Origin of the sequence: Streptomyces flavalbus (assembly GCF_042674625.1) — a bacterium.
GTDB classification, from domain to species: domain Bacteria; phylum Actinomycetota; class Actinomycetes; order Streptomycetales; family Streptomycetaceae; genus Streptomyces; species Streptomyces flavalbus.
Window position 1 is genome coordinate 2,374,462 of sequence record NZ_JBHTEB010000001.1, and the last position, 24,515, is coordinate 2,398,976.

Below are 24,515 nucleotides of genomic sequence, written 5' to 3' on the forward strand. Positions count from 1 at the left end.
AGTCGGTCCCCGCTGCTGTCCAGAAGCGGTGCACAGCGGGTCGTGCGGGATGCGGTGCGGACGAGCCGTGCGTGGAGCCGGGGAGTTCAGTACGTGAGGAGCCTGCTGATCTGGGCGAAGTCGCCGCGGGCGCGGTCCGTGATCAGCGGGAGCCGCTGCTGCAGGGTGGTGCGCAGCACGGTCGCGTCGGTGTCGTGGACGATCCGGTCGATGACGGTGTTGTCCCGGGCGAAGGCCCGGACGTCTGCGTGGATGTCGTCGACGTCGACGGTGTCGCCGTAGGTCTCGGCAAGCACGCCGTTGAACTTGTGCGAGTGCCCGATCGCGATCGCGGGGACGCCACCGGAGAGCGCACCGATCGCGGCGTGCAGGCGCTCGGAGATGACGAGTTCTGCGCGGGAGAGCACGCCCTTGTAGTCGGAGGCCGTCAGTGCGCCGGGTAGCGCCACGACCTGGGACATGCCAGCGGCCTCGGCGATGCGGGCCGCCAGGATCCGGTCGTCGTTGTGGGGTCGGGAGTCGTGGCAGTGCGGAACGAGGACGACCGGCATCTTGCGGGTGCGGACGAGAGCGGTGGCCAATCGCGTCAGTGCGGCCGCGTGCTGTGCCTCCCCCAAGCCGCTGAAGCGGGTGATGCCCTGGCTGGGGGCGAGGCATATGTAGGGGTCCTCGGAGGTGAGCCCGAGGGGTCCGAGCACGGCCGAGGTCCGCTCGGCGGTGGCTGTCGGCAGCAGGAAGGCGGGGTCGGAGGACAGTTGCACACGGTGCTCGGGAAGGCCGAGCTTGCCCGTGAGGTAGCCGCGGGAGACGCTCTCCCGGACGCTGAGCAGATCGCACCGGGCTGCGACCGTGAGCCAGGCCTCGGCGTCGGCGGGATCGTCGAAGGGGCCGACGGACTGGCCGATCATCGCTGTCGGGATGTCCCGCTGCTGAGCGGCGGTCAAAGCCCGCAGGTACGGTGTGGAGACCCCGTAGTCAGAGGTGTGCAGGTCGCCCCCGGTGGCGATGAGCAGGTCGGTTTCGGCGAGCAGTTGTTCGCTGCGTGCGGTCAGTTCGGCGGGGCTCTCCTGAGGGCGCATCTGCTGCCAGGAGCGGGAGACGACGAAGGGATCGGCCGCGCAGCGGGCACCGGCGGGGGCGAGGGCTTCCTCGTCGAGCGCCGGGGTCTGGGTGAGGACGGTGACCCTGTTGCCGCCTTCGCGGTTCAGTTGCTCGGTGATGGCCCGGGCCAGGGCCTCGACACCCCGGCTCTCGCAGCTGGTAATACCGGTGATCAAGATGTTGGACACAGCGGACCTCACAGTGGTCATCGGGTGAACCGCATGAGTTCGGCCAGGAGGGCCCGGTAGTTGAAGCGCTCGTGGACTCGGAGCTGGACGGCCGCCAGGCGCTCGCGGTACCGAGCCGGCTCGCGCACCATCCGGGAGAGGGTGTCTGCCGGACCGTCGCCGAGCAGGAAGAGCTCCGCGTCATCGCCGTAGAGTTCGGACAGGTAGTCCAGGCCGGGCCAGAGCGCGGGGATGCTGCCCGAGGCGAGGGTCTCGAACATGCGGGGGGTCAGGAGCCCCATCTGTGCGAGCAGCGGACGGACCAGCACCGGTGTGATCGCTGCCTGGGACATGGCGGCGACCACGTGCCCGAACGGAACGGGCGGCGCCACCTCGACACCGTGATCCTGCATCCAGCCGGGATCGCTGGTGGTGGCGGTCAGGTGGTCGGGGTGCGGGTCGCCCGCCCACCAGCGTCCACACACCCGGATGCGCTCGATCGGTGGTTCGGCCGCGGCTGCGGCCCGGACAAGGCTGGTCATCGCCTCCCAGCGCCACCAGTTCGCGCCGACGTACTGGAGCTCGTACGCCAGGGACTGTGGGTCCGGGAGGTCTGTGGCGAGGCGGTGGATGTCCGGCATGCCGAAGTAGCTGAAGAACTCGGCTCCGTCGGGCAGCCGTTCAGAGAGGTGGGGCTGCAGGATCACGTCGCTGAGGTCGGCATACAGCTTGTGCCAGGACTCGATGGTGTCCGCGCCCGCGTTGTCGTCCAGGTCAGCGGTGACGTACGGGCCCCAGTGGCCGTCGGGGTCCAGGATGATGCGCCGACAGCGCGGCACAACCTCGCACAGCTCACGCTGCTCGGTCGAAAGGAACTGCCGACCCTCGAAGACGAGGACGAGGTGGGTGGCCCAGGTGAGGTCGTCCACGAGCCGCAGGTGGACGTTCACCGTGCCGTCCAGGCGTGACAGTCGGCTGGAGACGCCGACCTCGCATCCGACCTCTGAGGCGACCCGGGCGTACTCGGCGATCATGTGGCTGGAGCCCGCGTTCCAGTGGAATACACCGGCGAACAGGATCCGGGGTGTGGTCATCGCGCGCTCCTTGCCTGCGAACGACCGGCACCGACCGTCTGCCGGCCGAGCTGGCGGTGGGCGCGGCGGCGGGCCCTGATCAACGGTGCACGGCGCGCGAGCCAGCACACGGCCTCGGCGGTCTCCCAACTCCCGCGCCACCAGCTGGTCACTCCACCCACGCCACGCCCACGCAGATCGTTCTTCAGCCACCGACTGGCCAGCCGCAGCATGGGCAGCGCGTGCCAGTCGATGTCGGTGAGGAGGTAGTAGTAGCGATTGCGGCGCATCTGGAGACGCCGGTAGTTGCTGCCCGCGGTTCCGCCGCCACCGAAGTGCTGTATCCCGACGTCGAGCCTGAGGGCGACGCGCCACCCGGCCCAGCGAGCGCGACGGCACAGATCGGTCTCCTCGTAGTACGTGTGGAAGACCTCGTCGAAGAGTCCGACGGTGCGCAACAGCTCGGCGCGGACGAAGAAGGCGGCCCCTTGGACGTAGGCGTGCTCCAGGGTGTTCGGGGCACGGCCTTCGGGCGGGCTGGCAGGTGAGGGGTGGTTCGGCCAGTCGCCGGCGAAGGCATGCTGCTCGCCCCAGCGCAGAGCCGTCTTCGACCAGTCGTTGTACGCGCTTAGAGCGGTGCCGCCCGACTCGTCGTACTCGTACTGCATGGGACCGACAACGCCGTAGTCGGCCCAAATCTCCATGAACTCGGTCAGATCGCGTACCAGCGACTTCGGTGTCCGGGTGTCCGGGTTGACGAGGAACACGTAGTCAGCACCGTCGTCGAGCGCCGCCCGCATGCCGATGTTGTTGGCGCGGGCGAAACCGACGTTGCTCCGGTTCTGGATGACACGCACCTCGGGGAAGCGGTCCCCGACGAACGCCGTGCTGCCGTCGTTGGAGTCGTTGTCGACGTACCAGACCGTCAGGTCTATGCCGGGCGTGTCGCTGTCGACGAGTGTGGCGAAGCAACGCTCCAGCCAGCGGCGCTCGTTGGTGCCCACCGTGATGGTGGCCACCCTCACTCTCGGGCTCCGGCCAGCGGGGTTGGGGCTGGTCACGCCAGCTCCAGATCAGCGGGGGCAAACTCCATGACGATGCTGCGCCGGATCCGCCCCGAGTGGTTACGGCGCGAGGCGTGGCCAATGCGCACGTCGTGTACGGCGACGTCACCGGCCGAGAGTGGGAGGGCGTGGACCGGGCCTCGGGCCTGGAGCTCCCCGGCCCCCTCGTCGTCGGGCGACAGGTGTGAGCCGGGGACGAATTCGAGGCATCCGTTGTCCGCGTCGGAGTCATCGAGGAAGACGCTCAGATTGCACACGGTGTGCGGCGGAACGTCGGTGCGGTCGCGATGCCAGGGCACCGAGGCGGCCACCCTGGGCAGTTTGACGATCATGGCGCACGCGGTGGCACGCACGGGACCACCCAGGACGGAGGCGGCCATCGAGTGCAGGGGACCTCCGCCGGTGTAGAGCCGTGTCGCGGTCGGAGAGCCCTGGTTCTCCAGGTTGTGGATGCGGTAGAGGACGGGCGCGTCCGTGCCGGAGGGCGTGAAGTACCAGTAGTCGTCCGAGCGGAACCCGTCCTGGGTGAAGCGCCGGACCAGGTCGTCGGCCTCAGTCCGCAGAGCCTCAAGTACGTTCCCCGTGATCCTCTGGCGCAGGACCGCGTAGCCATCTGTACGAAAGCCCTGGAGCCCGCCGTCGAATCGGGCGTTCTGTAACGGCGTCTCGTCAGTCCCCGCGTGACGAGGTGCGTGTCGCGTCATCGTTCCCTCGCTGCGGTGTCGTTGAGCTGCGTGGCGAACCAGTCGACGGTGGTGCTCAGTCCTTTGCGGGGATCGGTCTCCGGCTTCCAGCCGAACTGTTCCCAGGCGAGGGTGATGTCCGGTCTGCGGCGCCCCGGGTCGTCGACCGGTCGGGCGACGAACTCGATCGGGGCGGTGGACCGGCTCAGGTCCCGCACCAGGTGTGCGAGGTCCAGGACCGTGGTCTCGGCGGGGTTGCCCAGGTTGACGGGGCCCGGGTGGCTGCTTGCGGCGACGGCGAGGATGCCCCGTACGGTGTCGCCGACGTAACACAGCGACCGCGTCTGCGAGCCGTCGCCGGTGACGGTCAGCGGGTCACCCGCTAACGCCTGGCGGATGAAGGTCGGTACGGCCCGCCCGTCCTTCGTGCGCATCCGTGGCCCGAACGTGTTGAAGATCCTCACGATCGCGGTGTCGACGCCGTGTGTCGTGCGGTAGGCGATCGTCGCAGCCTCCGCGAACCGCTTGGCCTCGTCGTACACGCTGCGCGGCCCCACCGGATTGACGTTCCCCCAGTACGACTCGTGCTGCGGGTGCTGGAGCGGGTCCCCGTACACCTCGGAGGTGGAGGCGAGCACGAAGCGGGCCAGCTTCCGCCGAGCCAGTTCCAGGGCGTTGAAGGTTCCGAGAGAACCTGCCTCCAGCGTCTCGACCGGCAGCCGCAGGTAGTCCTGCGGGGAGGCCGGTGACGCCAGGTGGAGGACCAGGTCGACCTCACCAGGTACCGGGATCGGCTCCGTGACGTCGTGGTCCAGCAACTCGAAGCGGCCGTCCGACAGGCAGTGCGCGACGTTGTCCCCGTTGCTCGTCAGGAAGTTGTCGACGCACACCACCTCTACGTCGCTGTCGAGCAGCAGGTCGCACAGGTGCGAGCCGACGAACCCACAGCCGCCGGTGACGACGGCACGCCGGATGGGACCGCCCCAATCCGAGTGCGGCCTGTTCCTCCTTCGGGAGGTTTTCATAGCGCCTCATCTCATCCTTCGTAGCCAGGTTGCAAAGTCGGGGCTTGCTACGGGGGTCAGACATCCGAGCCCAGTCCGGGTTGAGTTCACCGGCGGCCTGGTCAGCATCCTCGACGACGGCACCCGGGCCCCTGACCGCTGCAGCAACGGCGAACGCAACTGCTGGCCAGGAAGAGCGCCAAGGTCATCGTCTGGCACTCGCCAGACGTGGTCCCTTGCCTGAGCACGGCTTCACCTCGGTCGGGAGCCACCGCGAGATGTGGAGCCTCGGCAGTTGGCTCGCACTCCACGATGACGGCGAACCGTCCACCTGCTTATGAGCGTTTATGAGCGTCCTGCCTTGCCCCGCCCAGCAGGAGGTCTCGGTACTGGAGGACCGCCTGTTCGTCCACCTCGAAGGTCAGCGCGTCGACAAGTTCGCGAAGGTGGACGGGGTTGTCGGTACCAACCGCGACTGTGCTCACCCTCGGGAGGGCATAGGCCGTCCTGAAGGCTGCCTGCACCTGGGTGACGTGGTCCGGACGCTCTCGTAGGAAGACACGGGCGTCGAACCTGCTCCACACCGGGTCGTGGGCGTTTCCGCTGAAAGGGCTCATGCCCCACACCTGGGTGCTGTGATCACCCCACCGGTGGGCGAGCAAGTCCGCCGCGCGAAGCGTGTGAACGCCGACAAGCAGGCCGCACCTGACCATCAGGACGGCTGGCTTGGCCACGGTGGTGTCGATCGCGTCGGCCAACGGAGACGGGTCCCAGGTGGAGACGCCCCACGCCCCGCAGAGCCCCTTGTCCGTGGCGTCCGCCAGTACGGCGCATGCCCGGGCGAGTGCGTCGTGGGCACGCCCCGTGACGGCATCCCGGAGGCTGTGCTCCGGGTTGTGAAGGAAGACGAGGTCGGGTGCGCGACCCAGCACCCGGTTCGTCTGCTCCAGGGCCCCGATCAGGCGGGCCGGGTCGAGTGAGTGCTCGGCCCCGCCTGGCCGTGGGAAGAAGCCGACCTTGGTGGAGATCGTGAAGCGGTCGAGCAGGCCGCGCCCGATGTCCGCGAGGATCGTGTGGGAGGCGAACCCGCGGTAGCTGAAGGCCGTGTCGATCGCGGTGATCCCCAGGTCGAGCGCGTTGGTCAGTTGGTCGCGCTGGTGACGAGATCGGTGTAGCCCGAGAGCAATTCTGCGGTCAGGGGCGCGCACAGCTCCTCCTCCGTCAGGATCTTCGCGACCTGTTCCACTTCGGCACCGACCTGGCTGGCTGCCTCCTCGATGTGCACGGGGCGGCCACTCAGCAAGAGCCGCAGCGCAGGGAGCGCCTTGACCGCGAAGGTCAGCTTCTTGCGTGCCGCGACGACCTCGACCGCCTCGCCGAGCTCCACGATGCGCGGCGGGAAGTTGGTGATGCAGACGACGGACGTCAGGGGGCCGAAGAAGTCGACGTACGGCACGTGCCGGGGCGGAGCGACTTCCTGTTCACGGGAGGCCAGGAAGTCCGCCGGGCTGCGCGATCCGATGAGCGAGACCGTGGCTTCGGTCAACAGCCGCTGCTGGACCTTCTGCTCGTTCACGCTGCCCCATCGGTCGAGGTCATGGCGGAAGATCTCGGTCTCGCGAGACCAGTCGGCAAGCCAGGACAGCCAGTTCACCCCGGTGCGCTTCTCGAACCCGAGTGTCATGTGCAGGCTCTGCCCGGAGCCGCGTCCGTTGCGCGTGGCCTGGTGCCAGTGGCCCCGCGGGATGTGCATGACGTCGCCCGTCTTCATGGTGCCGGCCCAGACGATCTCCTCGCTCGGGGAATCGTTGCGTGCCGCGTCGCGGTACATCGGGTAGGGGCGTGAGATCCCACGGACCTCCCACTCCTTCTCCCCGGCGAGCTGGACGATCACGACGTCGTGGTCGTCCCAGTGGAGCCTGAAGCCGGCGGCCTCGTTCGTGGTGAGGTAGATGTTCGCCTGGACGTGTTCGCGGGACCACCACTGCAGGGCCCGGCAGGCGACCTCCATCGTGGGATCGAACACGTTGGACTGGTCCAGGACCATCGTCGCGCCTTCGCGGAGCAGGCCCGCCAGGAGCCGCATGTCCACCATGTCGACACTCTGGCCCCGACGACTGACTTCCTGGTGGAGGTACCGGCGCGGGTGCAGTTCCTCGCCGTCGCGGAACATGCGGAACTGCGGGTGGGCGAGGGTGCGCCGCATCGTCATGTCCAGCAGTCGCTGTGGGGTCAGCATTCGTTCGGTCAGCACGGTGTCCGTGAGGCTGCCGCGGGCGAAGGCTCCTCCGAGACCCTCGGGGCCGTCCCACCCCAGCGCCTGCTCGATGCCACGTATCAGTCGGTGCTCCATGGTCTCCCCATCGTTCGAGTGGTAACGGACTGTCCGGTACGGGGACCGCGCCGGATCACACGGTCCCCGTACGGTCGTGTGCTGGCTGCTACACGGGGTGGTTCAGGCCGTCGCCACCGGGCCACGGGCCGTCTCCGCCGCCGCCCTGCGACGGGTCGGAGGCGCTGGTGTCGTTGCGGTTGTGTACGGCCTTCAGAACCTCGACGGCCACGAGCAGGCCACCAGGCGCCGGGGGTGCGTTCTCCTTCACCACGTACTCCTTCCACCTCATTGCCCAACGGGGCTCCGCTGGGCGGTCCTGGGGGCTAGGTCGAACCTGGGGAGCTGTCCGGCTGGAACCGCAGAGGTCGGGCCAAACGCGGTGCCGGGCACTGGTCGTCTTCCTGCACCAGCCCTCGCTCACCCCCGAGCCCAACCTGCTTCAGGCGGTCGGCAGTCGCACATCACGGCCGTGATATCTCTTCCGTGATCCAGTGGGTTTTGGACAGACTCGAACACAGCGACGGCGGGCCTCCGCACGGGATTCCCCCTGGGCCTGGCAGAGCCCATACTGAGCCTCGGCCGGTGGGTTTGGACGCTGGAACCGCGCGGCAAAGTAGATCTGCGGGACGTCGAACAGCTGGAGATGGGCCTGATCACCTAGAGGTGAGACCGGGATGGCTGGCGAGGTGGAGCGGCACTGCTCGGTGTGCCGTGCGACGCTCAGCCGTTTCAACGCGGGAACGCGGTGTGGGCCCTGCCATAGGGGTGGCGCAGTGCCCCAGGTCAAGGAGGGGTTCTGGGCCGATCCCTCAGTTGAGACAGCAATCCGGGCCTGGGATCTCGGTGTGGTCGTGCGGCTTTTCCGTCAGCACACCGGTCTGTCACAGGCAGCGGTCGCTCGGCTCGTCAACATTGATCAGGCCGAAGTGAGTCGGCTTGAGCGGGGTCGCAAGAAGATCCGCGACCGCCGCCAGCTTGCCCAGTGGAGCGAGGCCCTCGGAGTTCCTGTCGGACTCCTGGGTGCGCTGCCCGACGTGGACCGGCTCTCGTCAACCGCGGGCAGCACCCGTGGCCGCCTGGCCCTTCCGCTAGGACCGGGGCAACTCCTCCTTCCGGCAGGACGGAACCTGCCGCCCACAGCACTTCCCACGCTGACTGAGCCAGCCGTCTCCTCACAGAGGGACGCCCTTTGGCTCACGTCCAACCGGGAGGCCGCAGCATGGAGTCGGATGCCGCTCAGGGCCTTGTTCGCCGTGCGCCACGGCGAAGTCGGGAAAGAGCGGCACTTCGTCATGGACGCGCGCGGGGGCGACCGCGACCAACTGGGCACGTCTTTCGCGATCCCCATGGCCTACGAACTCGACGATCTCACCTATGGAATCCTCTGGGCCACGGCAGGGTTCGACTCCGCAGTCCTCGGCGACGACGCAGCACTACACGGGAGTCTCGATCTTCTGTCCCAGCCCCGATTAGGAACTGACAGCCGGTCGATCGCTGCTGACGCCCTCACTGACGGCTCGCAGATGCTCGTCGGCTCGCGGGCGTGCGCCAGCTTCATCCTCAACCAACGCGATGAGCTGTCCGGTGATCCGGTCTTCTGGACGCGCGAGCAGCGAGGGGAGGAGGCTGCGACCTGGCTGCTCTTCGAACACAAGCACCACTACCTCCGGACGATGGCTCCCGCACGTACACACGACGGCGTCGGACGAGCCTTCTGTATCCCCCACCAAGAGGTCGTCGCCTCGCCCCTGTACGAGCGCGTGTTGCTGTTCCTCGCGATCGCGCTGATGGAGTCGTACGGCGTCACGACGTGGGTGACCGACGAAGCCGATCTCCAGCAGACGGACGGCTTCGTACTCGTCCCTGGACACAGGGCCGCGATAGCGACCTGGGTACGCGCCGAACGCACCCCGCAGACCGCTCTGACCGCCGGGCCGCGTTCGCTGCGGGCCTTCGAGGACATCACTGGCCACGCGCGAGCCCACAGCGTCACTGCGGGAACGACTCCCGGAGAACGCCTGGCAGCGACATCGGACTTTCTGGGCCTTGATCGTGCTTGGCTCATCCGCCGCTGTGGACAGCTCGCGGCTGTAGGCACCACCGGGCTCGCCAAGCCACGAAGTCGCCACCTGAGCCTCGCTGCCTTGGATCGGGCCTGCGCATACGTGGCAGTCGAGTTGCAGCCCGAAGCTGGCCCTCGCGTAGGGGCGACCCGATAGCCTGCTCAGAAAGATCTCCGAGGAAGATCCAACCAGGCTGAGCCGGATGGGAAGTTGGAGCGATGGCGGGCATGACGCGAACGGTAGCTGTCTACTCTCTCGGTGGCACCATCGCGATGGCCACCGACCCGGCGACCGGAGGGGTTGTGCCGGCGCTCTCCGCGCACGATCTCCTGGCGGCCGTGCCCGGCCTGGACCGTCACGGCATCGACCTGCGTGTGCATGACTTTCGCCGGGCGCCCGGCGCCTCGCTCACCTTTGCCGATCTCACGGAGCTCGGCGCGGCGATCGACAAGACCCTCGGCGGCGGCGAGATCGACGGCGTCGTGATCACGCAGGGCACCGACACCATCGAGGAGACCGCGTTCTTCCTCGACCTTCATCACGGTCACGACCAACCGGTCATCGTAACCGGCGCCATGCGCAATCCCACCATGGTCGGCCCTGACGGACCTGCCAACCTGTATGCCGCCGTCATCGCCGCAGCTGACCCGCAGCTGCATGGCGCCGGGGTGCTGGTCGTCCTGAACGACGAGATCCACGCGGCACGCCACGTCCGTAAGTCCCATACCACCAACCCCGCCGCCTTCACGTCACCCGGTGCCGGACCCGTCGGCCGGGTCGCCGAGGACCGCGTACGGCTGGCTTCCCCGCCACCCACGCGTGTCGCCCCCCTGGCGCCGGCTGTTCGTGACGCACGCGTGGGCCTCTACACGGTCAGCCTCGGCGATGACGGCACGCTGCTCGATGCGTGGGACGGACGGTGCGACGGGCTCGTCGTTGCCGCCTTCGGTGTGGGGCATGTTCCCCAGCGGCTCGTCGCGAGCCTCGAACGGCTGGCCGCACGCATTCCCGTGGTTCTCGCCTCTCGCATCGGCAACGGCCCTGTCCTGACAGGCACCTACGGCTTTCCCGGATCGGAGAAGGACTTGATCGGCCGAGGGCTCATCCCGGCCGGCGACCTGGACCGTACCACGCGCGGCTCCTGCTTCAGGCGTTGCTCGCCCAGGACGCGGACCACGAGACGATCACCTCGAAGTTCTCCGCCCTCGCGCGCTGACCCACGAACCTCAGTCCCATCCGAGAGGACCCATATGCGTGCTCACGTGCTGGACACCGGCAGGACGTTCGGCGTCACCTTCGACCACGGCGAGGACTTCTTCGACGCGCTTTCCGCGTTCTGCCGTGACCACGGGGTGCGGCAGGGCTACATTCCCTCGTTCATCGGCGCGTTCGCCGAAGCCGAGATCGTAGGCGCCTGCGGGAAGCTCGAAAACCCGGACGCCCCGGTCTGGGACAGAACGCACGTCACCAACGTCGAGGCCTTCGGCGCGGGAACGATCGCACACGATCCGGAGACGGGGGCCATTCTGCCGCACATCCACGTGTCCGCCGGCCTGAAGGCACTGTCCGCTGACGGGCGTACCAGCCACCTCCTGAGCGCCAGGGTCCAGTTCCTGAGCGAGCTCTACGTCGTCGAGGTGCTCTCGCCGACCATGACCCGGCCTCGAAACCCTCAGTTGTACGACGTGCCACTGCTCACTTTCGGCACACCGGAGTGACGCCCTCGCCCGTCGAGCACCCAGCCAACGGATCCATCACGGCGCCAACGCTCATCCCGCTCGGAGATCCGCCACGATTCGATCCGCTTCGATCCGGGCGAGCCCTCTCCGGGGGTCACCCGGATCGGCGTGCGGGCCAAGGATCTTCGTGCAGAAGAACAACGACATGAGCTTGCCGTCCCGGCTCTCCAGGTCCCTCTGACGCTCCCGCCGCACCCGCTCGGCCAGCTCCGGGAGGACGAGCGAGTTTCCCCATAGCCACGCGGCATCCAGGCCACGGGGAGCCATCCCCCAGTCCTCCCAGTCGAACAGACAGAACTGCGGGGTGGTCATGTTCGCCCAGTTCAGATCCGCGTGTGCTGGCGCCCACTCCCCGATGGTCGTATCCGATACCGCCGGGAACGTCTCTTTGATCGCGGCTGTGACTCCTGCCTGAGTGATCGCGACGGTGTCCGGCGTCGCCACGCGCGTCGTGCGCTGGCCAGCGAGTGCGTCCAGCGAGCTGTTCAGTGCCTTCCACCACTCCTCGGACAGCACCAAAACCGAATCCGGGCGCACGGGCTCCCCGGGAAGCAGCTCGGTCTCGTCGGCGCGCCACATCGCCGCTCCAGGCGGGTCGCTCCAGGACACACCCTGGAACCACACGGGCTTCGCCACGCCGTCCAGAACGGCGGCGCACTCCGTACCGTTCCAGCCCTGCCCTCTTACCTTTCCGAGCGGACGCCGCTCGATCCGTACCCAGGTTCCACGGTCCGTTCGCGCACCAACCGTTCGGCGCTTCCGGACCAGCGACTCCGGCTCTACCCGCACGTCGAGCGCACGCTCCACGCGTTCGAGTACCTCGTCAACCGGTTGAAGGCGCAAATCGATGGAAGTGACCGTCGGCAACGACGCTGTCATGGAGGTCCTTGGCTACTGTGCCGCGCTACTGACAAGAAGCAGCCCCACGCGTGATCGCTCATGCTCCGGGGCTTCTCCGTCCAACGGTAACGAACGATGTCCAGCTGCGATATCACGCACGTGATGTGCTCAGAGCAGCGCCGAGGTGCAGAGTTGTGCCGACCGGAGCACCGGATCCCACGATCGCGAAGCCGCCACCTCTCGACTACGGGGAACGGCAGTCGTGTCCGCTCACCGTGACCGGCTCTGATGAACTGCCCTGACCTTCGGTTCCCCCGTAGCCGGAGGTCAGGGCGCTCTCCTGACGTACGGCCGGACAATTTTCCCACACTGTGGTGACTTTCTGTAGTCTCACTCGCGGTCTGGCATCTGATCCGAGGGGAGCAAGTCGGCATGGCACGCACGTGGTTGTCCATCCGCGTCGAGCTGGTGTCCGGTCACGGGGCGGATCTGTGGCCTCGCCCCGGCCGGATCCTCGCCGCGGCACGGACCCACTCCTTCGCCCAGCTCGCGGTGGCCATCGATCGCGCCTTCGCCCGCTGGGACCTGGCCCACCTGCACATGTTCACGCTGGCCGACGGAACGGGCGTCACCCCGCTGGTGCGGTGGGACGGTGAAGCCCCGGACGGCACCCTGGACGGCCACACCGCCAAGCTCAGCAGGCTGCAGGCCGGCGAGCAGTTCGCCTACGTCTTCGACCTGGGAGACGACTGGGCGCACCTGTGCACGGTGGGCGACAAGCGCATCGATCCGCTGGAGGAGTTCGGCGAGACGCCCGGCAGCCCGGTTCCGTACTGGGGCTGGGGGAGCCTCCCGGATCAGTACGGTCGCCGCTGGGACGGCGACGACGGCGAGTCGCCCATGCCCAAGCGACCCGCCCGAGGGCTGAGCGATCTGCCCCCGATCCTGCCTTGGTGGGGAGATCGGCGTCACAGCTGAACTTCACGCCATGTAGCTGAAATGGCAGGACGGTGGGGATGGAAGTGGCCACGGCGAACGGGCCGCCGACGTGCACCAGAGGTCCGGAAACTTCCCCTCCATATGTCCGGCATCGGGACGCCTTCAGGCCGCTTGGTGCTCGGCTCGTGCTCGTGCGCCGACTATCGGCAAGGGCTTCGCCAGCACCCAGGGGGCGCTGCCGGTGCAGCTGGCCATAGCCTGCTCAGGCGGGATTTCACGACGCGAGGTCGCCATGCTCATGGCCGCTTCTGCTGAGGGTGGCACTTCCAGTTCGAACCAGATCGTCTTCCCGGCAACGCAGGATTGCGAGCCCCACTCTGTTGCCAGTGCGGCAACGAGGAAGAGACCACGCCCGTGCTCGTCCACAGGTGAAGCTTGTGAGAGAGTCACCGGCGTGGGATCGATATCGGTGACTTCCACACGGAGCCGCTCTCCGGTCCACCGTACGCACACCACGCACGCGGCCTTCGTGTGCGTGACCGAGTTCGCGACTAGTTCTCCGGTGAGCAGCTTCAAGTCGTCGGTCAGTTCCTCGCCCAATTCCAGCCCAATCCGCCGAGCACGGTCCACGACGCGGTCGCGTGCTGCCGGCACCGCCTCGACCCGAGGTGGGACGGTGAACGCGTAGGGCGATTCCTCGAACGGGCGCGACATAGCTGGAACCTCTCAACGGGCGGGAGCTAGGGCGTCAACGCGATCTTTTGGGGTGAATGGATCGCTCGCCTGCCTCGCCGGGCATCCCTACAAGGTGACAGGAATATTCGGAGAGCCCGGCACTGGCGGACAACCACCATGAGTTACTGACCGCCCGACTCTCAATTCCTCCGGTGATATCACTGTCGCGATGTCGATTCGGCACGGAGTTCCCATCGTGAACTGCTCGCGTTCGTCTGTGTCGGCACCATTGAGACCGAGATTCCGACCTGGGAGGGCTGGGGCAGAGGGTCATGGGCGCTGCCGCGAGCGGCAGCGGCAAGTAAACGAGGACCGCGCTCGGCCGGAACCATGGGCTGGTAATCGGATTAGTGGGCCAGCGACGCGTCATTCAGCACGTCGAAGCGAAGTGCCTCCTGGGGAACCGCTTGGCCGGTGACCAGCAGGCGACGTGCCTGATCTCGGACTGGGGCGGGGAGCCATGCGACCAGCTCCTGGGCCTCAATATCCGGTGTGGGACGGGCCGGGCGTGACGGCTGGACGACAAGCAGGGCCCAGAGGCGTTCGGCCGGCCGCCGGAACACCGGCGTGCTCAGCCACGGCGCAGGCCGCGTTTGCAATCTGGAGACCGGCAGCATCCAGGTCGCCGAGGTAGTCCAGACGTGTGACGGGGAAGGGTAGCGTCGCAAGGGACTCCAGAGGCGCGGTGTTGCGGCCCTGGACCCAGGCGACGGCAGTCCAAGGTGGGATAGCGCGAGCCCGCAGGACGCGGACGAGCGTGCGGAAGGTGGCGTGATTCTCGACGCAGATAACAGCACCGGGATGGCGGATGTCCGATGTGATCGGTTCCCAGACGAGGGGAGTCGGCAGACGTTCGCACCGCAGCAGCTCGAACGTCAGTCTGCCGGGCGCCCATAGGGTGCTACCCCCACGCGGAGGATTAGCGTCGAACGCCTTCTCATCGCGGAGGAGTTCGTAGGCCCGTTCGGCCACGGACACGACCGGGACCTGCCCGCCGTCGGTACGCCGGAGCCAGTCGTTGACGGCTAGGAGGAGCTGTCGTTGTGTCGTGGAGAGACGGAGCGTGGCTGCCCAGCCAGCGAGTTCGCTGCGCAGTGGTACGTCGACGGGCCGCAGCTTGTCGACGGAGCGGGCCGTTCCCAGCAGGGTCACCGCCTTGGGTAGAACCGTCCGTCCCCGACGTACGGTCGTGGTCCGGCTCGCCGACCACAGCCCTTCCCGCTCCCCGCGCCTGATCGTGTCGTGGACGACCTCCGGCAGCGCGGACGCCTCGATCCCAGGATTCTGCGCGCCGACAGCGGCGGCGATGTCGTCAGCGTGGCGTCGGCCACCGCGCCCATCAGGGTCGAGGGCGGTGATCAACGCGACCAGGTCGACGGAACTCATTCTCCGAGCACCGCCCTGACGTCGCGTTGTACGAGGACCAGGTCGACCAACTCGCGGGATCCGTCGTCCACGACCACGACCTTCTCACCCGAGGACGGGCGGGAGCGCCGACCGAGCATGATGGTGCGGTCGAACATCGACAGTGCGCCTTTGTCCTTGGGCGCGGCGGTGAACAGCAACTGCAGGCCGAGTTGGTCGGCGGCGCGTCGCATCGTCCGGACGAACTGGTCCGCGGATGCCTGGCCGAACGGGTTGTCCAGCCAGAGCCAGCCCACGGAGGTGGTGTCCGAGAGGGCGCGGACTTTCGTCATCGTCGCGTAGAGGAGGACACCTGCGGTCACTCGCTGCCCACCGGAGAAGTTCTTCAGTTCGGCGACGTCGACTCGGTCGAGGGAGAGATCGATATGCGGTTTGAGCAGGCGCACCTTGAAGGGCGCGTCGACGAGCGCCCGGGCGGCGGCGAACAGCAGCGACTCTGCGTCCGACCGGCTGGTGCCGGGCGTCAGCAGGGAGTGGACGACGCGGGCAACCCGGTCGATGGCGACGGATTCGTCGGCCGGAACCTTCTCGTGCTCGATGACGACGAAGCGTCGCTCGGACCACTCGCCCAGTCCGTCCGGGAGTCGGGACTGGTTCTGGTAGGCACGAAGCCGGTCGAGCGCTCGCGATGCCTGCACGTGCAACATGACCGCACAGGTGTGGACGTCCCGGTCGTGCCGGTCCAGGTCGTCCCGCAGCGAAACGGCCCGCTGTTCGAGTTCCCCCGCGATGCGCTCTGCCTCCGCGGGCAGCTGCTCGTCGCCGCGCAGCCGTGAGATCAGATCGGTGACACGGGTATCCTCCGCGGCCTCGACCTTGCGAGCCTGCGGGCTGTTGGCGTACGCGCGGACTGCGCCCGCCACTCTCTGTCGAGTCTGCTCGCTGTCCCCCAGTTGCTTCCGCGACTCGCGAACGCGTTCAGCGAGCCCTGCGATTCGGGTGGTGAGTGCGGGGATGTCGTCCGCGCGGCGGCCGGTTAGTGCCGGGTCGGCGAGGTAGCGCAGCCCTCTCACGCTTGCTTCGACGAGCTGGGCTGACTGACGTGCCGCGGTCGCGGCGGTCTCCGCGTTGCGGGCGAGTTGATCCTCGGCGCGGTGGGTGAGCAGCGACTGAGCCGCCAGTTCGTCGAGTTGGTCGGCGAACGCCTCGGCCTCGTCGGCCTCAGCGACCAGCTCGGCCGACGGGAATCCCTCAATGTCCGGAGAAGAACGGTCTGCCCGCTCCTCGGCCTGCCGCTGGTGTTCCCGCTTGGCGGTTTCGGCGGCCTGCAATGCCCTCGCGTACGCCTCGCGCGCTTCCGCCTCGCCAGCCTCCGCACGGCGGGTCGCCGTGCGGAGCGCGACAGGGTGCCGCGCGTCATCGGTGCCGGCGAACCGCTCGGCCAGACGCCGCTGCTCCATGTCGGCGTCCAGTTTCGCGTCCAGGTCCGCGAGGCGTTGCCTGGCGTCGGTGATCTGGTGGCGAAGTTCCGGGTCGACCGCCGCGTCCTCCAGAGCCGACGTAACACTTTCCAGGCGCGCCCGGATGGTGGGCACGTCCTCGTCGGGGACGGGGCCGTGAGTGGTGGCCGACAGTCCCGCTCTGCGTAGTTCGTTGGCAGCGTCGTCCCGACGGCGCTCGTGGATGCTCACACGGTCACGTGCTCGATCGACGGCGTCAGCGAGCTCAGGGATCTGCTCACCAAGCTGGTCGATACGGCGACGGTGCTGGGCCTCGGCCGTGCGCAGGCCCGGCAGCCGCTCACGGGCGCTGGAGAGGGCGTGCGCGGCGCTGATGGCGGGGACGAGGAGCCGTCGGGTCTCGGTCGCGCGGTCGATGCGTTCTTGTGCCGCGTCTCGTGCGGCCTGGTGCTCCTGCTTGAGCCGAGCGAGGTCATGGAGGGCATCCGCCGCGGCTTGTTCGTCGTTCCGGGCTGCTTCCACCCGTTCCTGAGCGGACCTGATCTTCTCCTGGATGGCGGTACGTGGGTCTTCGGGGAGGTCTTTCCAGAGCTGGGCCAGGGCCGCGAGGGCGCTGCGGGCGTCGGTGGCGCGCTGACCGGCTTCCTGGAGGCGCACAGTCGCCGAGGTCAGCGCGTTCTCGGCGGCTGCGACCATGTCGCGCGCCGCATCTCGGTCGTAGGTACCTGGGTGCGGGAGGAGGACTCGGGCCAGTGTTCCGTCGGCATGGTCGGCCGCGCTCGGTGACACGGCCGCCTCCGGGTCGAGGACGGCACCGACCCAGACCGCCGTGTCGGTGTCGAGATCACCGATGGCGTCGAGGGCGCGGCCGAAGTGATCGGGGTGGGAGACGACCACCCCGGACGCGATGTCGGGACGTACCGTCGCGAAGGTCAGGGCGGCTTGGGAGGTCATCGTGTCCGCCAGCCATCGCCATCCCGGCCAGGCCAGAACGTCGGCGTCCTGGCAGCGCCGAACGACCTCCTCCACCAGAGCGGACCCCGGAAGCAGACCGTCGGCGCCGACCGCGTCGAGCGTGCGCCGTGCGTCATCGGTGGCGGCGCGTGCCTCGGCGGCGTCTCGGTCGGCTGACTCGGCCCGTTGGCTCAGTGCGTCCGTGAGTGCTGAGCGGGCGCTCCACAACTCGATGCCGCCGTCGCCAACCGCGTCCCTTATGCGTTCGTCGCCCTCCAGCGCGCGGACCCTGTCGTTCACCTGCTGTAGCTGACGCTCTCCGTTCTCCACGTCGTGCCGAGCGGCGACGAGCGCGTTCTGTGCCTTCGACATGGTCTTCTGCTGGGCATCAGCCTGTCTGTCGACGGTCTTGAGCGCCTCGTCAGCCGCTTCGCGGCTGCTCAGCGCTGAAGCGGCTTTATCCACCCACTCGGCTTCCACCACTGCTGGATCGGCGCCCTCCGGAACCAGACCGGTGGTGACCGCCTCGGAGAGGGTCCGTTCGGACTCGGTGATCTGTCCACCAACGTGCCGGAGCTGCTCGACGGCCGTCGCGTGTGCTGCCACTGCCTCGCGCTGCTCGCCCTGAGCCGTCGCGAAGGCAGCGGAGGCCCGTTCCCGCTGTTCCTCGGCGGCTTGGAGATCGGCGGCGGCACGGTCACGGTGGTCGGTGAGGAGGCGGGCGAGGGAGTGCAGATGCCGCTGTTCCTCCTCGCGGAGTTCCGCGGTGTGCTTCTCGGCGGCCTCAAGGCGGGCTGTGAGCCCGGCGAGCCGGGTCCTGGCGGTGCTGGCGTCGAGTACGTCCTGAACGAGTCGCCACGCGGCCAGTTCACGGACAGCCTGGTCGCGGTCTGCGCGGCGCTTGTCGGCCAGGGCTGCTGCTGCGCCGGCCCGGAGTTCGGCCGCTCTCAGCCACATGCGCAACCGGTGTGCCTGTGCCCTGCGTGCGGTCGAGCCCGCCTCCCGGCGCAGGCGTTCGTGCTCCTCGTGCTTCTCTCCGGCACTGGCCTCTTCGGCGGCCAGTTCGGCCAGGGTCGCCTCGGAGTCGGCCACCACGGCTGCCGCGTCTGCCTCCGCGGTGGCCACCGCCCGCCGGTGAGTGGCGACCTGATCATGTGCGATCGCGAGGCGGAGTAGCGGTTCGGTGAGGCTCTCCCAGAGGGCGAGTTCGTCGGACCATCGGGGCCGTGCGGCCGCGTTCGCCCGCAGGACCTCGATGCTCTTGCCGATCTGCTCGACGGTCGTGGTCGGCGTGGTCGCGCCGATGAGCCACTGGACGCAGGCGTCGGAGTCAGAGAACCGCATCACGCGGTCGACGCCGCCTTCGGAGGCGTTCATCTGGGACTGGAACCGCAGCTGTTCCACATCGACTTCTGCGGCGGCCAGCCAGTCGATCCAGGCCCGTTGGTGGTCGGAAGGACGATGCGGCGGTAGCGCGCCACCCTTGGGCAACATCCCACGCACTGTTTCCACGAACTGCGCATGGGTCGCCCGTCGGCCGACGCTGGTGCGGAACGGCAGGTCTTCGATGGTCGGCCCCGAGCCGTAGGTCACCCATCCGTAGAAGTCGCGGTGCAGCTTGCTCGGGTTGTCGAGGTCCTGAGTGCCGCCGTCTGACCAGTCAGCGACCATGCCCATGACCAGGCGCTGTAGTTCGCCGTCCACGACTCGGGTGGCCTGCTCGACCACGTGACAGACATCTCCCGAGCACACCAGCTTCGCCAGGGACCGGTCGGATTCACCGCGGATGAAGTCCCGGGCGTGCGGCAGGTACAGCCCGAATCGCAGGGCCGTGATCGTCGTCTTTCCCGTGCCGTTGTCGGCCCACAGGGCGGCGTGTCCGGTCGGCTCGAAGGGATCGGACCAGTTGATGCTGAGCCCTTCCAGCCGTGATTCGGGGAAGCCCGCGCCGGCCAGGTAGGTGCGTTCGAGGCGCCAGCCCGTCTGCATCACTCGCCCCTCTCATCGAAGGGCTCGCCGTAGTCAGGGGGACCGGACTGGTCCTGGCCTGCCTGTCGGTGTCCTTCCGACACCTGCGAACCGGTGATCGTCTGCCGCACGAGGGGACCGCCGGCGATCGCGATGTGGGCGCGGAAGCGGTCCGTGGAGCGCCACACTCTCAGCTCGTCTCGCGGAGGCGGAACCGTCCTGTCGACCACGACAAGCCCGAACGACGCGAGCATCAGCAGCACGTCCTCGCACATACGTACCGTGCAGTCCCGCTTGAGTCGGCCGCTCGAAGTCAGAGCGACTTGCTTACGGTTGGTGGCGTACTCCCGCCATGCCTCGCCCAGCCCGCCGTCAAGCGTGATCTCTTCCGCCTCGATGGCCGCGGCGTGGTCGCGTACCAGGCGGTCGACGTCCAGGGCCGTGACGCGCCGCGTGCCCGGCTCGCGCACCGCGCGAGCGGTCGGATAGCACCAGGCTGTCGTGCCGCCGAGGGCCAGCCCGTACACCAGCCGATCAGCCGTTCCCCGTATACGGAGCCAGCGGCTGGTGTCAGTCACGGCCAGCGGCGAGGTGGGTTCGGCGACCAGCACGAGCCCCGCGGAGCGATCAGCGGTCAGCACTCTCAGGCCGAGACCGTCGGCCGTCTCGTCGAAGGCGGTACGCAGATCGGGATCGGTGTGGAAGCGGTCCAGCAGTCGGCTGTAGACGTCATGGCGGGCTGGAGACATGGTGGGGTCGAGGCCGTACCTGAGGAGGAGGCCTACATCCCGGGCGTCGTCACGTGCCGTCATCATCGTCCCCTTTCCGGCAGACGAGCAGATCGGGAACGTCGAGGTCGGCGAGCAGCCCGCGTATGCCGTCGTCCAACGCCCACCACTCGTCAGAAGCGTCGGGCCGACCGTCGGGCCGCCAGAGCATCATCGCGTCGAGCGCGAGCAGCAGCCGCAGCCTGCGACGGGCGGTCTCCCGCGAACCCCCGACCACGGCGACCAAGCCGTCGACGACGGCGGAGGGCTCCTCTGCGGCGAACAGCCTGTCGGCGTCGGCCAGCAGGTCGGTCAGCCGCGCCTTCGTGCCAGGCATGATCCGATGGGCTCTCAGCACGTGGGCCACATCGTGAAACTGCTCCGGGAACTGCTCGTACACCCCGTCAGCGTCTTCGAGTGGCTCCTCCACGACGGGCGCCGCCTCCGGCTCCGGCATCTGCTGCGGCGGCACGGCAAGCCTGTCGGCAAGAGCCGCGACGTCCAACAGCACCCGTGGAGCCGGTGGACCCAACCTGGCGCCGCGCGGCAAGGGCAGGCCGCCCAACAGCGCCGTCAGCACATCCGCCGTCGGGTCGATCTCGCTCACCGGCACAGCGCTGAACGCCTGCGCGGCCTGCGCCTCGCGCCAGCGCGGAGTGGCCCCGATCACGTCGGTCTGCAGCACAGCCAGAGTCTCCACCGCATCGCCGAGCCGCGACGCGGCCACAGACAGCTGCCGGACCGCCACGGGGTCCTGCTCCTCGGAGGCGTCCGCTCTCAAGTTCTCCAGGTGCCGCAGCAACGTACCGTCGACGCTGATCCGCCGTTCCAGATGCGTAGCCGCGGCCATCAGCTCGGGCCGCAAGACCCGCAGGTAGTCGACGCGGGTCACGTCACGCTCGGCCTCAGCGATCAAGCGCCGGACGTTCGCCGCGTAGGTCCGCGACAGCGTCAGGGCGTCCTCAGCCGAGTCGATCGCCGCGTCCAAACGCCCGCTCTCAGCCTGCGCCCGCATCACCGCGATCACCGCCTCGTGCTCGTCCTCCAGGGAACGGTTGGTGGCGATGAGCAGCAGGGTCACGGCAGTGTTGTCGGCGTTGACGTGCAGGGTGCGCCCGTCGGCGGCAAGCGTCTCGTACAGCACCCGTACCTGATGGTGCACCGGCTGCCAACTGGCGTCTGGATCCGCGTACTCGACGGTGAAGTACGGGGTCGGCTCGTCGTGACGGAGAAGGTGGTCGAGTAGATGGCGGGCCACGTGCGCGTGCTCGTCAGTGGGGCGGTGCGGGGCCATACGCCCGGCGACCTGGGCCATATCGGCGAGCACTTCATCACGTGGGGCGCCGAGATTGCCCTCCAGCCCGGAGGACAGTGCGATCGTGTCCACGCACGACTGGGTCAAGGCGACGAAGTCGTACGCCTCCCATTGCACCCTCGACGGGTTCCTCGCCCGGTTCAGGTGCACGTCGAAGATCGGCGACAGGTGGGCAAGGGTGCGACGGCGGCGGGCGGCAGTGCTCGTCAAGGGAGAACCGGTGCTCTTCACTCGCACCTCCTCAGCCGGTCGGGCAACAGCCGTCGACTTCCTGATGCAAAAGAGTATGGCCAGCCGCCGAAGTCACGACCCCCTGCGGCGCTCGGGCCCCAAGCCTGGCAGGCGTAGGTCATACGAAGAGAGCTTTTCAAACTATATGCGGCGCCACGCGACTCGCCTTCGAAGACTGGATTTGTTCAGTTTCACGGCGAAAGGAAGCATCGTGGCACTCAAAGCAGATCGCACGGTCACGAACAACGCCCGAGTCTGCGACCAGCAGCCCGGAACCAGTGCGCCGCACGCACAGCCCCCGGCGTCAGAGCAGGCCCAGTTGCGCGCACACGACGCATGGGCACTGCCGGTCGAGGTCCTGGGGGATGCCCTGGGCGTGAGGTTCTCCGAGAAGGAGTTGATCGACGACCATGAGGCATGGCTCATCGTCCTCCGCGGCCTCATCGTTGTCTTCACGGTCCCCGGACTCTCCGAGGCGGCGAGGGAGCACTACATCCGGCAGCTCTTCTGCGAGTACATCCGTCACGGGTGGCCCGCCATCACAGTGGACTCGGAGGACGGGGTGACGTTCGTCGGAACCTTCCTGCAGGAGGTCGACCCGAAGGACTGCTCGGCAATCGACCCACCCGACGCCCGCCCGAAGCGGAGCAAGGACGTGCGCGACCTCTACGAAGGATCCGACTACGCGCCACTGCACGGCTGGCGCAGCGACGAGGAGGTGATCACGGCGCTGCGCACACTGATCACCGATGCCCTCGCCGGCACGGCCGAGGACATGCCGGAGGAGGCCTATCCACTTCCTGAAGGAGTGGGGGCCCTGGTCGCGCTCGGCTACGACGAGCAAGGAAGGTTGCACCCCCTGGTCTGGGTCCGCACGGACATCCCCAGCGGGCTGCGAGCGGACCTGTGGGGGTACTGCGCCGCCCTGTCCGCCAGCCTCGACCGCGTGGACGCCGAGCCCGACGAGGACGGGATCTTCTACGTGGGAATGGAGCGTTCGCCGGTAACCGGCCCGGGCACGGCGCTGCTCGCGGCAGTCACGGTGCAGCGGATGGGCCGCCGCCCCGAGGACTGCGCCTTCCCCCTCCTCTCGCGCCCCACCCAGGCAGAGGAAGCGCCTCCGCAGGCGGCGTGACGGGGAGCGCTTCTCGGGACACGGGAGAGATTCACTACGCCCGCGCCTGAACGGTCGGGCCTCGTGGCGAGCCATAGCCCCCTGTATCCGGTCCTCGCACCGGATACAGGGGCCCGCATGTAGGACGCCTGAGACTCGATCCCATAACCAACAGAACAGAGGTCGGCGGTTTCAGCTAGCAGCCTGAAGCAGCGTGGTGCGCAATACGGAAGCCGTGTCTCGCGCTGGTGATCAACCGAACTTCGTGACGACACACCGCCGCCCCAGCGCGCCGCAAAGGCTGCGCAGTCTACCGGCGTACAGGGACCCGGGGGCCAGATCCGGCTCGGTCGGGTAACGCGTGCCCGGGCTGAACGAGTGCTGAGCAACGAGGAGCCAGGCAACAGAAGGCAGGAAGCCAGCGGCCACACCCGCGCCCTGCCCAGGCATCCGAGCTTGCCCCACCTACGACAAGGAAAGACGACGTGAGCATCGCCGTATCGACGACCACCAACAGCGGCAGCAGCAAGGACTTCGCCGCCTTCGAGGACGACGACGGGCAGAAGTGCACCGTGCACCCGGACTGGTGCACCGAGACCGGAATCCACGACGCCCATTTCGGCGCCAGGCATGTCGTCATGGGCAATGACGGCAGAGAACTTCTCAACTCCGGCCTCCTGGACTTCACCGGATCTGGTCCGGTTATCGGCCTGAGCGAGACGGACACGGACGCGACCGAGGCCGTGCGAAGGCGACGGAGCTGCGCAGGTTCGCCGACGACCTCGAAACCCTCGCAGACATGATGGACGCCTTCACCAGCCGCGAGCAGCCAATTGCGCCGGACGTAGCCAACTGCCCCGATGGCGTCCCCTTCTGCACGGGACACCCCGCGGACCACAAGAACCCGACCGAGCACTTTCACCGCGGTCCGATCACCGGCATGGGTGCTGGCCGCGCCTACGCCGATCGGCACAGCGACGGCATCATGGCCTTCCACCTGGTACAGATCAACGACGAGACACCCGGACTGGACTTCGAAGCCGGCGGCGACTGGCCGACGCTCGCCCTCGGAGAGGTCGACGAACTGATCAGCGACATGAGCGCGCACCTGGTGAAGCTACGGGCAGTGCGTACACAGATGGCCGACCTCATGGCCCGCAGGCTCGGCCCGACAGCCACAGCACCCGGTCGCACATGGACCTACGCCAACAGGAGCGGCACCAGATACACCCTCACCTGCCCGTCCTGGTGCACGACGGACCACACCCACGACATGGAACTCAAGTCCGCCCCATCCGATGTCCGCCACCAGCTGTACGGCGCTGAGGCCCACGCCGAGTACACCGAGGCCTACGAGAAGTACGAGTCCCGGCCGTTGCTCTGCGCGCACCTCGCCGTAAGTCCGGACTCGACAGTCAGCCCGGCTTACCGAGTCCCACACGTTGCGGTCGAAGTGACCGCCGACACCTGGACCCGTCCGATGGATCCGGACGAGCTGACCGAGTTCATCCACAGGGTGGCTGGGCAGTTGGAGGAGCTGCGCGCGATGCAGCCCCGGCTCACCACAGCACGCGCCGAATAGGCTGCGCAGGCCGAGG

General features: G+C 68.1%; 20 protein-coding genes. 6 read left to right on the forward strand and 14 right to left on the reverse strand.

All coding sequences use genetic code 11. The features are described 5' to 3' along the window. Positions 1 to 86: 86 nt before the first annotated feature. From ACFQZ6_RS10560 to ACFQZ6_RS10595, 8 genes are all read right to left on the reverse strand, one after another. Positions 87 to 1,289 carry a polysaccharide pyruvyl transferase family protein gene (locus ACFQZ6_RS10560; protein WP_381606985.1) on the reverse strand — a complete coding sequence of 401 codons (1,203 nt, stop codon included), beginning with the start codon at positions 1,287 to 1,289 and terminating at the stop codon, positions 87 to 89. A 17-nt stretch (positions 1,290 to 1,306) separates the two neighbouring features. Then, positions 1,307 to 2,362, reverse strand: coding sequence for a glycosyltransferase family protein (locus tag ACFQZ6_RS10565; protein ID WP_381606986.1), 1,056 nt, complete (start codon positions 2,360 to 2,362; stop codon positions 1,307 to 1,309). Further along, on the reverse strand, positions 2,359 to 3,360 hold the full coding sequence (locus tag ACFQZ6_RS10570; RefSeq protein WP_381606988.1) for a glycosyltransferase family 2 protein: 1,002 nt from the start codon (positions 3,358 to 3,360) through the stop codon (positions 2,359 to 2,361). The genes ACFQZ6_RS10565 and ACFQZ6_RS10570 overlap by 4 nt, the downstream gene beginning before the upstream one ends. Before the next feature lie 38 nt (positions 3,361 to 3,398). Further along, complete coding sequence (locus ACFQZ6_RS10575; protein WP_381606990.1) at positions 3,399 to 4,109, reverse strand: phytanoyl-CoA dioxygenase family protein; 711 nt, start codon at positions 4,107 to 4,109, stop codon at positions 3,399 to 3,401. Further along, positions 4,106 to 5,113, reverse strand: a complete 1,008-nt coding sequence (locus ACFQZ6_RS10580; RefSeq protein ID WP_381606991.1) for an NAD-dependent epimerase/dehydratase family protein — start codon at positions 5,111 to 5,113, stop codon at positions 4,106 to 4,108. The genes ACFQZ6_RS10575 and ACFQZ6_RS10580 overlap by 4 nt, the downstream gene beginning before the upstream one ends. A 314-nt stretch (positions 5,114 to 5,427) precedes the next feature. Next, positions 5,428 to 6,300, reverse strand: a complete 873-nt coding sequence (locus ACFQZ6_RS10585) for an aldo/keto reductase (RefSeq protein ID WP_381606993.1) — start codon at positions 6,298 to 6,300, stop codon at positions 5,428 to 5,430. Then, a complete protein-coding gene (locus tag ACFQZ6_RS10590; RefSeq protein WP_381606995.1) occupies positions 6,234 to 7,445 on the reverse strand; it encodes a JmjC domain-containing protein in 1,212 nt (403 codons plus the stop codon). Before ACFQZ6_RS10590 ends, ACFQZ6_RS10585 begins: the two co-directional genes overlap by 67 nt. A gap of 88 nt (positions 7,446 to 7,533) precedes the next feature. Next, positions 7,534 to 7,695, reverse strand: a complete 162-nt coding sequence (locus ACFQZ6_RS10595; RefSeq protein WP_381606997.1) for a hypothetical protein — start codon at positions 7,693 to 7,695, stop codon at positions 7,534 to 7,536. A gap of 505 nt (positions 7,696 to 8,200) precedes the next feature. Between ACFQZ6_RS10595 and ACFQZ6_RS10600 the strand changes: the two genes are divergently transcribed. Continuing rightward, the gene (locus ACFQZ6_RS10600; RefSeq protein ID WP_381606999.1) at positions 8,201 to 9,646 is read left to right on the forward strand and encodes a helix-turn-helix domain-containing protein; all 1,446 of its coding nucleotides are present in this window, start codon (positions 8,201 to 8,203) and stop codon (positions 9,644 to 9,646) included. A gap of 116 nt (positions 9,647 to 9,762) precedes the next feature. Then, on the forward strand, positions 9,763 to 11,208 hold the full coding sequence (locus ACFQZ6_RS10605; RefSeq protein ID WP_381607001.1) for a PCC domain-containing protein: 1,446 nt from the start codon (positions 9,763 to 9,765) through the stop codon (positions 11,206 to 11,208). A gap of 51 nt (positions 11,209 to 11,259) precedes the next feature. Here ACFQZ6_RS10605 and ACFQZ6_RS10610 read toward each other — a convergent pair whose 3' ends face one another. Beyond that, positions 11,260 to 12,108 carry a hypothetical protein gene (locus ACFQZ6_RS10610; RefSeq protein ID WP_381607003.1) on the reverse strand — a complete coding sequence of 283 codons (849 nt, stop codon included), beginning with the start codon at positions 12,106 to 12,108 and terminating at the stop codon, positions 11,260 to 11,262. A 393-nt stretch (positions 12,109 to 12,501) separates the two neighbouring features. On the opposite strand from ACFQZ6_RS10610, the gene ACFQZ6_RS10615 reads away from it, so the two are divergent. Beyond that, entirely contained in the window at positions 12,502 to 13,047 is a 546-nt protein-coding gene (locus tag ACFQZ6_RS10615) for an IS1096 element passenger TnpR family protein (RefSeq protein WP_381607005.1), read from the forward strand. 123 nt (positions 13,048 to 13,170) lie between these two features. On the opposite strand, the gene ACFQZ6_RS10620 is transcribed toward ACFQZ6_RS10615, so the two are convergent. The 5 genes from ACFQZ6_RS10620 to ACFQZ6_RS10640 form a co-directional block, all read right to left on the reverse strand. Then, complete coding sequence (locus tag ACFQZ6_RS10620; protein ID WP_381607007.1) at positions 13,171 to 13,722, reverse strand: ATP-binding protein; 552 nt, start codon at positions 13,720 to 13,722, stop codon at positions 13,171 to 13,173. Positions 13,723 to 14,223: 501 nt separating this feature from the next. Then, positions 14,224 to 15,129: a hypothetical protein gene (locus tag ACFQZ6_RS10625; RefSeq protein ID WP_381607009.1), complete on the reverse strand. Its 906-nt coding sequence runs from the start codon at positions 15,127 to 15,129 to the stop codon at positions 14,224 to 14,226. Beyond that, positions 15,126 to 19,511: a hypothetical protein gene (locus tag ACFQZ6_RS10630; protein ID WP_381607011.1), complete on the reverse strand. Its 4,386-nt coding sequence runs from the start codon at positions 19,509 to 19,511 to the stop codon at positions 15,126 to 15,128. The genes ACFQZ6_RS10625 and ACFQZ6_RS10630 overlap by 4 nt, the downstream gene beginning before the upstream one ends. Continuing rightward, the gene (locus ACFQZ6_RS10635) at positions 19,511 to 20,302 is read right to left on the reverse strand and encodes a hypothetical protein (RefSeq protein ID WP_381607013.1); all 792 of its coding nucleotides are present in this window, start codon (positions 20,300 to 20,302) and stop codon (positions 19,511 to 19,513) included. The genes ACFQZ6_RS10630 and ACFQZ6_RS10635 overlap by 1 nt, the downstream gene beginning before the upstream one ends. After that, positions 20,289 to 21,803 (reverse strand): hypothetical protein, encoded by a 1,515-nt coding sequence (locus ACFQZ6_RS10640; protein WP_381607015.1) that lies wholly within the window; start codon positions 21,801 to 21,803, stop codon positions 20,289 to 20,291. Before ACFQZ6_RS10640 ends, ACFQZ6_RS10635 begins: the two co-directional genes overlap by 14 nt. A gap of 211 nt (positions 21,804 to 22,014) precedes the next feature. On the opposite strand from ACFQZ6_RS10640, the gene ACFQZ6_RS10645 reads away from it, so the two are divergent. The 3 genes from ACFQZ6_RS10645 (at position 22,015) to ACFQZ6_RS10655 (ending at position 24,499) form a co-directional block, all read left to right on the forward strand. Continuing rightward, the gene (locus ACFQZ6_RS10645; protein ID WP_381607017.1) at positions 22,015 to 22,938 is read left to right on the forward strand and encodes a hypothetical protein; all 924 of its coding nucleotides are present in this window, start codon (positions 22,015 to 22,017) and stop codon (positions 22,936 to 22,938) included. Between the two features lie 464 nt (positions 22,939 to 23,402). Continuing rightward, positions 23,403 to 23,720 (forward strand): hypothetical protein, encoded by a 318-nt coding sequence (locus tag ACFQZ6_RS10650; RefSeq protein ID WP_381607019.1) that lies wholly within the window; start codon positions 23,403 to 23,405, stop codon positions 23,718 to 23,720. Further along, positions 23,717 to 24,499: a DUF6907 domain-containing protein gene (locus ACFQZ6_RS10655; protein WP_381607021.1), complete on the forward strand. Its 783-nt coding sequence runs from the start codon at positions 23,717 to 23,719 to the stop codon at positions 24,497 to 24,499. Before ACFQZ6_RS10650 ends, ACFQZ6_RS10655 begins: the two co-directional genes overlap by 4 nt. Positions 24,500 to 24,515 lie beyond the last annotated feature (16 nt).